This is a genomic window from Tistrella arctica (assembly GCF_039630945.1).
Classification (GTDB): Bacteria; Pseudomonadota; Alphaproteobacteria; order Tistrellales; family Tistrellaceae; genus Tistrella; species Tistrella bauzanensis.
The window spans coordinates 189,874-203,265 of the sequence record NZ_JBBKTV010000005.1 but is presented as its reverse complement, the minus strand read 5'-3'; the positions used below and the strand labels follow the sequence as shown (position 1 = coordinate 203,265).

The 13,392-nt window shown below is 67.7% G+C and carries 9 protein-coding genes; 4 read left to right on the top strand and 5 right to left on the bottom strand.

Annotated features, from left to right (window positions below):
* Nucleotides 1–44: 44 nt before the first annotated feature.
* Complete coding sequence (locus tag WG924_RS12555) at nt 45–962, bottom strand: LysR family transcriptional regulator (RefSeq protein ID WP_345933386.1); 918 nt, start codon at nt 960–962, stop codon at nt 45–47.
* A gap of 131 nt (nt 963–1,093) precedes the next feature.
* On the opposite strand from WG924_RS12555, the gene WG924_RS12550 reads away from it, so the two are divergent.
* Complete coding sequence (locus tag WG924_RS12550) at nt 1,094–1,930, top strand: SDR family oxidoreductase (RefSeq protein ID WP_345933385.1); 837 nt, start codon at nt 1,094–1,096, stop codon at nt 1,928–1,930.
* Between the two features lie 104 nt (nt 1,931–2,034).
* Nucleotides 2,035–2,748 carry an HAD hydrolase-like protein gene (locus WG924_RS12545; RefSeq protein WP_345933384.1) on the top strand — a complete coding sequence of 238 codons (714 nt, stop codon included), beginning with the start codon at nt 2,035–2,037 and terminating at the stop codon, nt 2,746–2,748.
* Here WG924_RS12545 and WG924_RS12540 read toward each other — a convergent pair.
* Genes WG924_RS12540 through WG924_RS12530 form a run of 3 tightly spaced genes read right to left on the bottom strand, consistent with a single transcriptional unit; the run spans nt 2,727 to nt 6,220 of the window.
* A complete protein-coding gene (locus tag WG924_RS12540; protein WP_345933383.1) occupies nt 2,727–4,052 on the bottom strand; it encodes an AAA family ATPase in 1,326 nt (441 codons plus the stop codon). The two genes, WG924_RS12545 and WG924_RS12540, sit on opposite strands and share 22 nt — an antisense overlap.
* A 30-nt stretch (nt 4,053–4,082) precedes the next feature.
* Entirely contained in the window at nt 4,083–4,841 is a 759-nt protein-coding gene (locus WG924_RS12535) for a DsbA family protein (RefSeq protein ID WP_345933382.1), read from the bottom strand.
* 59 nt (nt 4,842–4,900) lie between these two features.
* Nucleotides 4,901–6,220 (bottom strand): M48 family metalloprotease, encoded by a 1,320-nt coding sequence (locus tag WG924_RS12530; RefSeq protein WP_345933381.1) that lies wholly within the window; start codon nt 6,218–6,220, stop codon nt 4,901–4,903.
* A gap of 166 nt (nt 6,221–6,386) precedes the next feature.
* Here WG924_RS12530 and WG924_RS12525 point away from each other — a divergent pair, with 166 nt between their 5' ends.
* Together WG924_RS12525 and WG924_RS12520 are read left to right on the top strand one after the other, a co-directional pair.
* The gene (locus WG924_RS12525) at nt 6,387–7,670 is read left to right on the top strand and encodes a gamma-glutamyltransferase (protein ID WP_345933379.1); all 1,284 of its coding nucleotides are present in this window, start codon (nt 6,387–6,389) and stop codon (nt 7,668–7,670) included.
* 179 nt (nt 7,671–7,849) lie between these two features.
* Nucleotides 7,850–9,019, top strand: a complete 1,170-nt coding sequence (locus WG924_RS12520; RefSeq protein ID WP_345933378.1) for a pyridoxal phosphate-dependent aminotransferase — start codon at nt 7,850–7,852, stop codon at nt 9,017–9,019.
* A 140-nt stretch (nt 9,020–9,159) separates the two neighbouring features.
* Here WG924_RS12520 and WG924_RS12515 read toward each other — a convergent pair whose 3' ends face one another.
* Nucleotides 9,160–12,681 (bottom strand): ribonuclease E/G, encoded by a 3,522-nt coding sequence (locus WG924_RS12515; RefSeq protein WP_345933377.1) that lies wholly within the window; start codon nt 12,679–12,681, stop codon nt 9,160–9,162.
* Nucleotides 12,682–13,392 lie beyond the last annotated feature (711 nt).

Sequence of the window (13,392 nt, the reverse complement as noted above, 5' to 3'; positions counted from 1 at the left end):
TGCGCGCGTCGGGCTGATGCCGACAGAGGGAAGGGGGCGCTGCGTCAGCCGGCCGCAGAGCTTTTGCGGGCCGGGTCGGTTTCCTTCAGCACGTCGATGAAGGCTCTGAGGCCGGCGGGAACATGGCGATGGCCGGGATAATAGAGCACCGCGCCATCAAATGGCGGACACCAGTCGCCAAGCACGATGTCGAGCCGGCCGGCACCCAGATGCGGCCGGGCGACGCTGTCGGAGACGAAGGCGATGCCCAGACCGGCGCAGGCGGCCTCGATCATCGCGGCCGGCGTGTTCAGGGTCAGCCGCCCGGGCACGTCGACCGCCATCTCCTGACCGTGGCGCTCGAACTCCCACCGATACAGCCGGCCGCCGGGCAGGCGGAAGCGGATGCAGTCGTGGCGGGCCAGATCGTCCGGTGTCCGCGGACGGCCTTGGCGGGCGAGATAAGCGGGCGAGGCCACGGCCAGGAACCGGGCCTGGCCGCCGAACGGCACCGCGATCGCGTCCTGCGGCACCGCCTCGCCCAGCCGCACCCCGGCATCGAACCCCTCGGCCACGATGTCGATCAGCCGGCCCTCGACCACCAGATCGAGGTGCATGTCGGGGTGGCGGTCCAGGAAAGCCGGCACGGTATGGTCCAGTAGCAGCCGGGCGGCGCCTTCATTGGCGTTGATCCGCAGCAGCCCGCCGGGCGAGGCGCGATACGCGTTGACCGCGTCGAGCGCGCGATCGAGGTCGCCCAGCAGTGGCGCAAGACGGTTCAGCAGCCGTTCGCCGGCCTCGGTGGTGCTGACGCTGCGGGTGGTGCGGTTGAACAGCCGCACGCCCATGCGGTCTTCCAGCGCCCGGATGATATGGCTGAGCGTCGATGGCGGCAGGCCCAGATCGTCGGCTGCCTGCCGGAAGCTCCGCCGCTGCGCCACAGTGACGAAAGCGGTGAGATCGTCGAGGCGCGGTCGGCTCATTGCTGCGGAAACTCCATCACGGCATGCCGGATTGACCGGATTAATCAATCAATGGCCACGCCCCATTCTCTCGTCAACGGCCGGCCATGCCTTGTCCCGCCGCCGGCCGGTCACGACGAAGGATAACTCTCATGACCAAGACCTGGTTGATCACCGGTACATCCTCGGGCTTTGGCCGGATCATGACCGAAACCCTGCTGGCGCGCGGTGACCGCGTTGCCGCGACCCTCCGGCGCCCCGAGCGGCTTGCCGGTCTGGCGGATGCCTATGGCGACCGGTTGTGGCTGGCCGACCTCGACGTCACCGACACGGCCCGGCTGCGCGCGGTGACCGACGCGGCCTTTGCGCATTTCGGGCGGATCGAGGTGGTGGTCTCGAATGCCGGCTATGGCCTGCTGGGCGCGGCTGAGGAACTCGACGATGCGGCGATCCGCCGTCAGATCGAGACCAATGTCCTGGGCTCGATGCAATTGTTCCGGGCTGTGGTGCCGCATCTGCGCCGACAGGGTGGCGGCCGCTTCCTGCAGCTTTCGTCCATGGGCGGGCAGATGGCGTTTCCCGGCCTCAGCCTCTATCACGCCAGCAAATGGGCGATGGAGGGCTTCTTCGAGGCGGCGGCACCGGAAGTGGCGCCCTTCGGCATCGGCGTGACCCTGATCGAGCCGGGCGCCGCATCGACCGGCTTCGGCAGCACCGGTGCCGACCTTGCAGCACCGTCGGCGGTCTATGCCGATACGCCGGCCGGGGCCATCCGTCGCGCCTTTACCGAGGGCGCGTTCCCGGTGCCGGGCGATCCGGACCGGATGGTCGCGCGGATGATCGAGGTGGCCGAGACGGTTGAGGCACCACGGCGTCTTGCCCTTGGCAGCGATGCTTATGAGCAGATCCGGACGGCGCTTCTGGGGCGGCTGGCGGCGCTGGATGCCCAGGAAGCGGTGGCGCGGTCGACCGATCTTGGCGCCGGCTGACGGCGGCGGCGTGTTGGCGGTGCCCCCCTTGTTGACGGTGGCCGGCTCGCCGGGGCAGGGCGGGGCTGCTATGCTGCGGCCCCGCCCTTTCCGGAGCCCTGCCGATGACCCGACCCGCCCTTATTCTCGACCTCGACGGCACGGTCGTTGATGCCGTTCCCGATTTCGCCGCAGCCATGAACCGGCTGATGGTGGAACTGGGCCTGCGGTCGGTGACGGGCGCCGAAATCGCCGGCTATCTGGGCGACGGCCCCCGCAAACTGGTCGAGCGCGTGCTGGCCGCGCGCGGGCTGCCGATGATTGAGGCGGCCCATGACCGGTTTCTGGCCGATTACACCGCCCATGCGGCCGAATTGACCACGGCCTTCCCCGGCGTCGCCGAAACCCTCGACGCCTTCCGTGCCGCCGGCTGGGCGGTTCTGGTCTGCACCAAGAAACCCGAGGCAGCCACCCGCGCCATGCTCGCGGGCCTGGGCCTGCTCGACCGTTTCGACGGCATCGGCGCCGGCGACAGCTTCGCGGTCTCGAAGCCCGATCCGCGCCACCTGACCATGACGCTTGCGGCTGCGGGGCTGGACCGTGCCCCCGCCGTGATGGTCGGCGACCACGCCAACGACGTCGCCGCCGCCCGCGGCGCCGGTCTGCCCTGCATCTTCGCCGGCTGGGGCCATGGCCCCGCCCGCATGGCCGCAGGCGCCGACCTGGTGGCCACCCGCTTCGCCGAGCTTGTCCGCATGGCGCCGCAGGCACTGGCGGCCCGCGGCGTCAGCGCCCCGATGCCGCAGGTCCGAGCGGGTCAGCCGACGACGCGATCATAGCCCTCAAGGTCACTGTCGAGCGACCAGATCATGACCCGTGCGCGGCGTTCGTCCTCATCGGGTTGGGATTTCACGAACCGTTCCAGTGTCCCGCTGGTCGCCAGATCGCCAAGCGAGCCCTGGGCAATGAGTTCGGGATAGGCGGGCAGATCTTCCAGCCGGACCAGACGGCTGGCGCCGTCTTCGGGATCACGATAGCAGAACACCACATCGGGAATCGCCCGATCCGGCAGGGCATCAAGCAGGGCGGGGTTGTGTGTCGACAGCAGGACGCGCAGCCGGCGGCGTTCCGCGACGCGCCTGATGCACGCCAGCAGATGTCGTGCCCGGCTGGGATGGACGCCGTTATCGATCTCCTCAATGACCACAAGGCTGCCGGCTTCGGCTGAAAGCATGGCGGCTGCGATTGCCAGCACACGCAGCGTTCCATCCGACAGCAGCGAGGCATCATAGGGCCGTTCCACCCCGCCGAAGGTCTCGGTGAGTTTGATCATGACCCCGCCGCGCGGCTCCTGGACGAAGCCGAGTTGCGCAATGTCCTGTTCAGGCAGGCTCCGGATGAAATTCAGCACATCATCCTTTGCCTCATCATCTGAAAGCGGGCCTTCGATCAGGTCGAACAGAATGGAGGATACGTTTTCTCCGCTCCCTCTGAGCCTGCCATCGCCGGAAAAGCTGTAATCCCGCATCCGTGCGGGAACCGGATCCAGAAAGAGTATGGATGAGAGCAGCGCTTCGTAGTGCCGCGTTATCTTCGGAATTTTAGTCTGCGCGTCTTTGTGTCTGGCATCAAAAGCAGTTGGGTTTGTCAGTTGTGTGAAAATAGCTGCCTGGTCACTACAGGTAACATACGGCTTTTTTCCTCCGCGGCTGAAATTGTCATAGGCAACCCGTACATCTGTACCCCGTCCCGTCGACGGCTGATCGAGAACATAGAGCGGCACCCTGGCGCCCTCATGCGTGATGCTCTCATTGGCAATGTGCAGCCCGTCAGCGTGACGTGCGACTGTGACGCTCAGTCGATTGAATTCCGTATCGTTGGTCTCGCACCCGATGCTGAAACTGTCGCCCTGACGGTAGGAGAGATCGTCGACCTTGCCCCGCACGACATGCTCGCCGTCATGGATGGCATAGCGGATGGCCGACAACTTCTGGCCTTGAGCGAGCCAGGAGAGCAGGCGCATCGCCTCGACGGCATTGCTTTTCCCCGAAGCATTGGCGCCGATCAGCACAGTGAGGGGGGCCAGAGGCAGACGCGCGGACCGGTAGCTTTTGAAGGTTTCGAGCGTGATGGCCGTCAGCACTGCCTATGCCCCCCCATAATTGTCTGTCGCTCAACCCTTGGCGTTGTCGACCGCCTGTTCCAGCGCGTCCAGTTCAACAGCGCCGGGCAGAAGCGTGTCGCCGATCACGAAGGCCGGGGTGCCACCGATGCCCAGGCTCTGGGCCAGCGCCATGGTCTCGCGCAGATGGGCTTCGATCTCGGGCGACTGCATGCGATCCTTGATTGCGGCGGCATCTGCTCCGCGATCGCCGACCAGGGCCAGCACCCGGTCTTCGGTGAGATTGCCCTGTGCGGTCATCAATGCCTGATGGATCTCAGGATACAGCGCCGGCGCGATTGCCTGCACCGCCAGGGCGGCGCGGGCGGCAATCAGGGAATCCGGGCCCAGAATCGGGAATTCCTTATAGACCACGCGGATATCGTCGCGCTTGCTGATCAACTGGTCCACCGTCACCATCGCCCGCCGGCAATAGGGGCAGCGATAGTCGAAGAACTGCACCACGGTCACAGGCGCGTCGGCGGGGCCAACCACGGGGTCACGGCCGTCGGATACCAACTGGTCGTGGTTGTCGGCGATCGCTGTGTTCTGTGCCTCAGCCTCGGCGGACTTCTGATCGGCCTGCCAGCGGCGGATGCTGTCGACGACCAGTTCGGGTTCGCGGATCAGGACATCCCGGACCATATCCTCGCCCGCGCGGGCCTGGGCCGCCGGATCGACCGCCAGCACGCGGTCCATCACCAACGTCGTGGCAGCACCGCCGATGGCGCCCATGACCAGGGCCACGACCGGCACGATGAATTTCGACATGGAATTACGCATCTTTCACGTCTGAGGGGCCGGCATGACGGCCCGGACTGTTATCGTCGTCAGCGCTGGGCACGGGCTTCTTCGCGCTGGCGTTTGGCATAGTCGACCAGATCATCCGCGCGTAGCTGTCCGGGCGAGCCGACCGGCAGGTTGTCGCGTGCCCGCGTCGCCTGCACCACCGCTTCCTCCCAGCGATTGACCTGGGCATTGTATTCCGCCAGCGCCAGCGACGCCTGCGGCATGCGCCCGGCGCGGCCATAGGCGATCCCCAGCAGGCGCCAGGCGGTCGCGTTGTCGCGGTCTGCGGCGGTGGCCGCTTCCAGCAGCGACTGCGCTTCCGTATAGGCGGCGTCCTGACCGGTCTCGATCAGCGCCTGCGCCAGCCCGACCGAGATCAGCGGCGCATGGTTCGAGGTCTCGACCGCCAGCCGATAGGGCGCGATCGCATCGCTGACCCGGCCGTTCTCGAACAGGATCTGGCCTTCCAGCTCGTGGAAATACGGGTCATCGGGCTGTTCGGCGATCAGGCCGCGGATCAGGGGCAGGGCGTTGTCCAGATCGGCCTGACGATAATAGGCGATGGCCCGGGCATAGCGGGCCGGCACCGACAGGTCGTCGGCCTTATAGGTCGCCAGCGTGCGGCCCGGCGGGTCCAGAAAGCCTTTCAATTTGGCGATCATCCGGTCATAGGCCATCTGTTCTTCCGGCGTCGCCGTGGCCCGCACGCCGCTTTCCTGCGCCACCACGTTCTCAACCACCCGCACCCGGTCGGCGGCCATGGGATGGGTCGACAGATAGGGGCTCTGGCGGCTGCCGATCAGCAGGCTCTGATTGTCGAGCTTCTGGAAGAATTCCAGCATGCCCTGCGCCGATTCCCCCGCCCGGTGCAGGAAGCGGATGCCGGCCTGATCGGCTGAATTCTCCTGCGCGCGGCTGAAGCTCAACATGCCGCGCTGGGCCATCTGCTGGCCGCCCATGGCGATGGCCATGCCAGCATCGGCGCTGCCGCCGGCGACCCCGATCGCCAGACCCAGCAGTGCCGAGGCGATCGCCTGTGCTGTGGCCATTTCCACGGCCCCGCCGATGCGCGACAGATGGCCGCCGGCGATGTGGCCGGTTTCATGAGCGATGACGCCGGCAAGCTGGTTCGGGTTGTCGCTGGCCATCAGCAGGCCGGTGAAGATGAACAGGTGCATGCCGCCGCCGACGAAGGCGTTGATCGCATTGTCGCGGATCAGATGGATGTCGATCGATGACGCGTCGAGATCGGCGGCCTTGAACAGTGGAGTCGCTATCTGCCGGATGGTATGTTCCACCTCGGCGTCACGGATGAACGACAGCCCTGCCCGTTGCGCCGAGGCCGGTCCTACGGCACTCATCCCCGACACGATCAGGAAGCAGATAAGGACGGCGATGCGGAGGAAGCTTGAGCGCACGATGCAGACCTCGGATGATTCCCTCGAACGTAGGGGCGCAATCCAGGCCCGTCAATCTCGGCATCGGTGGCAATTCCGCGACGCGCCCGGCCTGGCCCGGCCTCTCGCGGTGACACGGCCTCTCGCGGCGACCCGGCCTCTGGCGCTGCTGGCGATCGGCGCGGCGGCGCTCGTGGCTGGCTGCGCTCCCAAGGTCGAAGTCGGCCGCGTGGACGCGGTCACCGGTTTCATTGGTCTGGTCGCGACCGACGAGCCGCGATCGGCGCTGATCGGCCGCGACATTCTGTCGGCCGGTGGCAGTGCCGTCGATGCGGCCGTGGCCATCGCCATCGCCCAGACGGTGACCCTGCCCAGCCGGGTCGGTCTTGGCGGCGGTGGTGCCTGCGTGGTCTATAAGGCGCAGCCGCCGCGGACCAAACAGCCGCAGACGGCGCAGTCCTTCGACTTTATGCCGCGGGCGGCGGTGGCGGGCGAGACCGTCGCCGTGCCCGGTTTCGCCCGTGGCCTGTATGCCATGCAGGCCAAGTATGGCACGCTCCGCTGGCCGCAACTGGTATCGCCCGGCGAACAGTTGGCACGGTTCGGCGCGCCGGTGTCGCCGGCTTTCGCCGCCGATCTTGCCGCCTATCGCGAGGTCATCGGCGCGTCGCCGACCCTGGCCCGCACCTTCGGCAGTCTGATACAGGGCAGCCAGATGCAGCGGCCCGATCTGGCGGCGTCGCTTGGCTCCATCCGCACCGAAGGCCCCGGCACTCTCTATAGCGGGCCGCTCGGGCGTCGGATGATCGACGATTTCGCCCAGGCGGGCGTGACCCTGCGGGCCGACGACCTGCGGCTTTACCAGCCGGTTACAGGCGATGCGCCGTCGCGGCCCTATGGCAATTTCGATCTGGTGACCATCGCGGGCACCGGTGGTGCCGCGGCACTGGACGGGGTGGCCGGGGTGCGCACCGGTGCGGCTCCGGTCGCCGGCGGCGGTGATGCCGTTCACTCCGGGGTTGTGGTGATGGATCGGGTCGGTGTCGCCGTCGCCTGCACCTTCACGCAAGGGGCCGCCTTCGGCACCGGCCGGATGGGCGACGACACCGGCATCATCGCCGCCCGACCTGCCGATGCCGGTGCATTGGCATCGGGTGCCGCGGTGCTGGCGATCAACGAGAATATCCACAAACCCTATATGGCGGCGGCCACCACCGGCACAGGTGCCGTGCCGGCGATGTCAAAGCTGGTCGGTGCCTTCTATGGCGGTGAGGCGCTGGACCAGGCGATTGCCGCCGCCGGTACCGCGGGTGCCGATGTCAGCGCCGCGGCCTGCGCCAACGGCATCCCGTCGAGCGATCAGCGCTGCAATGCGCTGGTGTCGCCGGCCTCGCCAGGCCTTGCCATCCGCTGATCGCCTGCCCTGAGGGGCCATGTCTCCGGCATCAAATATAACCTGTGGTTTTGTTTGATGCGGGAGCATCTGTTTCCTATCATCGCGGACATCATCCCGATGCATCCGTCCGGTCAGCCTGCCATCGATGCCCGGCAGGCGGGCCGGATGTCGTGCCACAGTCCAAGGACAACCGATACATGCCCGTCTCGCGCCGGTCGCAGATCCCGCCATTCCACGCCCTCGAAGTTCTGGCGGAGGCAAATGCGCTGGAAGCCCAGGGTCGCCACATCATCCATATGGAGGTGGGGCAACCATCGACCGGTGCGCCGCGCCCGGCCCTGGATGCCGCCCGTCGCGCCCTCGACGGGCCGGCCTTCGGTTATACCGAAGGCGCCGGTCAGCCGGCGCTGCGGCGGCGGATCGCCGATCATTACCGCGCATGGTATGGGGTCGATCTGCCGATCGAGCGGATCGTCATCACCCATGGCGCCTCCGGCTGTTTCACCATCGCGTTCCTTGCGGCCTTCGATGCCGGCGCGCGGGTGGCGATGGCGGAGCCGGGCTATACCTCATACCGCAACGTTCTGAAGGCGCTGAATATCGAGGTGGTGTCGATCGAGACCGGGCCTGAGAGCCGGTTTCAGCCGACGGTCGCCCATCTGGAGGCGCTGGACAAGCCGATCGACGGCCTGATCGTCGCGAGCCCGTCCAATCCGACCAGCACCACCCTGAAGCCCGAGGAACTGGAAACCCTGGTCCGCTATTGCGAGGCCAAGGGCATCACACTGATCTCCGATGAAATCTATCACGGCCTCACCTATGGCGCGGCCACCCGTTCGGCGCTGAATTACTCGCAGGCGCCGATCGTGGTGAACAGCTTCTCGAAATATTTCGCCATGACCGGATGGCGCATGGGCTGGATGGTGCTGCCGGACGACATGGCGCGCACCGCCGAGAAGCTGGCCCAGAATTTCTTCCTGTCGCCCTCGGCTCTCTCTCAGATCGCGGCGACCGCTGCCTTCGACGGTTATGACGAGGCCGAGATCGCGGTGAAGCGTTATGCCGAGAACCGGCGCGTGCTGCTGGAAGGGCTGCCGGGCGTGGGTTTCACGCGCATCGCACCGATCGACGGCGCCTTCTATGTCTGGACCGACATTTCGGATTACAGCATGGACAGCACCGCCTTCTGCCGTCGGATGCTGCATGAAGCCGGAATCGCGGCCACGCCGGGCGTGGATTTCGACCCGTTCAAGGGCCATCACTATCTGCGCATGGCCTTTGCCGGCAGCACCGACGACATGGTGCAGGTGGTTGACCGGCTGGATGGCTGGATGCGCCGCAGCTTCGGCGTCGGAAAGGTTGCCTGATCGATCAGGCGATGCCGGGGGCGTCCACGAACCCCCGGCGTCTGGATAGGAAAAGGGGGCTGCCGGAGTGATCCGGCAGCCCCCTTTGTTGCGTGCAACGGTTAGGATCTTCGTTGCGTGCAACGGTCAGGATCGCGGCATCAGCCGCGGTCGCGGGCCGCCCACCAGCCACGGCGCGGGCGCGCCGTCGTCTTGGCCGCGGTGTCGACCGGCGGCACAATCGCCGCTTCGGCCACCGGCGCGTCGCCGGCCGGATGCGGGGCTGCCGCCTGCGCGTCGCCAGCCTCGTCGGCATCGCGGTCGCCTTCGGCGGCGGCCTGATCAGGCGACACCTCGGCAGATGCCCCCTCGCCAGACGCAGCCTCGGTGATCTGGCTGTCGGCCGGCGCATGCGCCAGCGGACCATCGATCACCGGGGCGGCACCTTCAGGCGCCTCGACCGCCGGCACCGCGGCATCGGGACCACTGATCACCGTCATCTCGGCGGGCAGGGTCTCGGCCACCACGGCATCGGCGACCTTGCGCCGACGGCGCGGCCTGGCTGCCGCGGCGTCGTCGGTGGCGACGGGCTCGGCAGTTTCGGTGGCCTTGGTGCGGCGGCGGGTGGCCGCCGGTTTGGTGGTGGCCTTCGCCGCGGTCTTGGTGGCATCGGCCTTCGTCGCCCGCTTCCGCTTCGGTGCGGCGGCGGCGGGCGCTTCGGCCTCGGCGGTTTCCACGGCCTCCGCTGCCTTGCGACGACGGCGCGGTGCCGGCGCGACCTCAAGCGCCGCTGCCTCGGCGGCAGCCGGCTCCGCGACCTTGCGGCGACGACGCGGCTTTGGCGGCGCGGCCTCGGCGACCGGCTCAGCTTCAACCGTTTCGGCTTCAACCGGCGCGGCGTCAACCGCTTCGGCGTCAACCACGCCCGGCGCCAGAGCCTCGCTCACCGCCTGGGCGGCATCGTCGGAGACCGCCGCCTCGGCGACAGGTGCCTCGGTTGCCGGTGCCTCGGTTGCCGGTGCCTCGGTTGCCGGTGTCTCGGCAGCCGGCGCCTCATCGGCGACGGCGGCCTCGGCCGGCGCGGATGCCTCCGGTGCGGATGCCTCCGATGCCGGCATCTCCGGCATGGGCACCTCGATCACCGTCACGCCCGTCGGGCGGCTGGTGGCGGCCACGGCACCCACCACCTCGGCTTCCGCATCGGTCACCGCATCGGTGCCCAGCGGACGCCGCCGACGACGGCGACGGCGGTTGCGGCCTTCTTCAGCGCGACCCTCCTCAGCGTGGGCCTCCTCCTCGACACGATCCGGCTCACCAGCCGGGCCATCCGGCGCGGCGGCTTCCATCGCCTCGGTGCTGGCGACCGGCGCCTCGGCCACGGCGGTCTCGGCGACCGCAACCTCGGCTTCGGCGTCAGCGACGGCCGGCGTCACGGCGGTGTCAGCCTCGTCGGCGTCGTCTCCGGCATCCTCGCCAGTATCGGTCGCACGGGCCTCACCATTGGCGGGGCGCCGCCGCCGGCGCCGACGACGACGGCGGTTGCCCTCATCCTCGCCGCGCTGGGCGCGCTCGTCGGCGGTCTCATCGTCGGCAGCACCGGTCCCGCTGCTTTCGGCGGTCTCGGTCTCGGTCTCGGTCTCGACGTCGGCGTCGGCATCCGAGCGGTCGTCGTCCTCGTCCTCGTCGTCGTCATCGGCGCCGGTATCGGCCGACTCGCTGCTGCCGGTCTCGTCGTCACGGCGCTTCCGCCGGCGCGACCGGCGACGGCGCTTGCGGCGCGCCCGCTCGTCGTCGCCATTGGTATCGGCTTCCGCCTCGGGCTCGGCTTCGACGGGCGCGCGGCTTTCGGCCGGTGCCGCGGCTGCGGCTTCCGCTGCGGCATCGGCCGCGGCTTCCGCGGCCTCGATCTCTTCCAGCGCGGCGGCGGCGGCTTCGTCCTCGGCATCCTCGGCGGCGATACGCGCGGCATCGGCTGCGGCGGCGGACGACTGGGCGGTCAGCGGCCGGTCGGGCCGCTCGGCGCGTTCAGGGATCTCGCCTTCCTTGCGCTGTTTGGTGCGCTCCAGCTCATACGGCGTCGGCGGGGTCAGGTTGTCGGCGGCTTCCACCAGCACGCGGAACAGATAGCGGTCCTCGATATCCGCCAGCATCTCACGCTTGTGGTTGAAGATGTACAGGGCCACCTCGGTCGGCACGCGCAGCACCAGTTCGTCGGTGCGCTCGCGGATGCCTTCCTCCTCAACCGCACGCAGGGCGGCGAGGGCGGTGCTTTCGACCGAGCGGACCAGACCGGTGCCACCGCAATGCGGGCACTGCATGGTGCTGGCCTCGATCAGCGACGGCCGCAGGCGCTGGCGCGACAGTTCCAGCAGGCCGAAACCGCTGATCCGGCCGAGCTGGATGCGGGCCCGATCGGCCTTCATCGCATCCTTCAGGCGCCGTTCGACCGCACGGTTGTTCTTGCGGTCGTCCATGTCGATGAAGTCGATGACGATCAGGCCGGCCAGATCGCGCAGACGCAACTGGCGGGCCACCTCTTCGGCGGCTTCCAGGTTGGTCTTCAGCGCGGTCTCTTCGATGTTGCGTTCACGCGTCGACCGGCCCGAATTGACGTCGATCGCGACCAGCGCTTCCGTCTGGTTGATCACCACATAGCCGCCGGCCGGCAGCCGGACGATCGCGCTGTGCATCGATGCAAGCTGGGTTTCGATCTGGAAGCGGTGGAACAGCGGAATCCGGTCGCTGTACAGCTTCACCAGCCGCGCCCGGCTGGGCATCAGCATCCGCATGAATTCCTTGGCGGCGCGATAGCCTTCCGTACCCTCGACCATCAGTTCGTCGATGTCGTTGGTATAGATGTCGCGGATCGACCGCTTGATGATGTCGGCCTCTTCATAGATCAGGGCCGGCGCGCGCGACGACAAAGTGCGTTCGCGGATGTCATCCCACAGCCGCGACAGATATTCATAGTCGCGCTTGATCTCGGTCTTGGTGCGCTCGGCGCCGGCGGTGCGCAGCACCACGCTCATGCCCGATGGCGCGCCCAGCTCGGCCAGGGTCTCGCGCAGCTTCTTGCGGGTGCGGGCGTCGGAAATCTTGCGCGAGATGCCACCACCATTGGCGGTGTTCGGCATCAGCACGCAATAGCGCCCGGCCAGCGAGATATAGCTGGTGAGGGCGGCGCCCTTGGTGCCGCGCTCTTCCTTGGCGACCTGGACCAGGATCAATTGCCGCTTCTTGATGACTTCCTGGATCTTGTACTGGCGATGCGGCTGCATGCGGCGGCGGCTGGCGCCGCCGGCGGCGATGTCGTCGACATCCGATCCGCCGACTTCCTCGATCTCGGGCCCCTCGGCGGCATCGGCCTTGGCGTCGCGCTCGGCATCCTCGCGCGCGGCCTTTTCAACCTCGCGCACCAGCGCCTCGCGGTCGGCGACCGGGATCTGGAAATAATCGGGATGAATTTCGCTGAACGCCAGGAAGCCGTTACGGTTTCCGCCATAATCGACGAACGCTGCCTGAAGCGAGGGTTCGACGCGGGTCACCTTGGCGAGATAGATATTCCCCTTCAACTGCTTCTTGGTCGATGTTTCGAAATCGAATTCTTCAAGCCGATTGCCGTTTGTGACGACCACCCGCATCTCTTCGGGGTGGTTCGCGTCGATCAGCATACGCTTCGTCATCGAGCGTGGAACTCCGGATATGACCACGACGGGCGCCGGCCGGTCTGAGGCGGCGCCGATCCGTCGGGCAGGATGTGGAGGAACGACGCGCAGGCCAGCGGCCGTCTGCGGCCCGGATGCCGGTATCGGCAGCGGCGGCAGGCGGCACGGTCAGGACCGGTGTCGTGAGGATGGGAAACGGCATCAGGACGACGATATCCGTACCGCCGAAAAATCGGCAGCAGGCAAGCCCTCGGGGGCTGGACGACGGGCGCTCAGACAGATGTGGCATCGGGGGACGCCTCGTGGTCCGCGCGGCCGACGCTGTGCGCGAAATCGCGCGCGTCGTTCATGACCGTTCCTTAGTCGTCGGGCCGGGGCCACCGCCAAATTGCGGTTCACCACGGTCCTCCGCCACCTCGTCAGGAAGTCGTGGATCCCGGCCGGCGGTGCCATCCGAAGTTGCGGGCGGGCACGTCAGCGGTTGCCGTCATCCTGGCCTTGCGGCGGGTTCAGCCGTCGGCCGGGGCGCTCATCCAGAGCCTGGGAGGCCTTGGGGATCGCCCATTGGGCGTGACCCGGTCCTCATCCACCAGCCATACGGAATTCCGTCCTGCAGCGCTCCGGATCACAACGCGGGCTCCACACAAAAGCACGGAGCCCGTCGATCACCAGACCGTTCCAGGCGCGCGCACTATAGAACAGGTCGCGGCCCTTCCACAATCGCGCTGT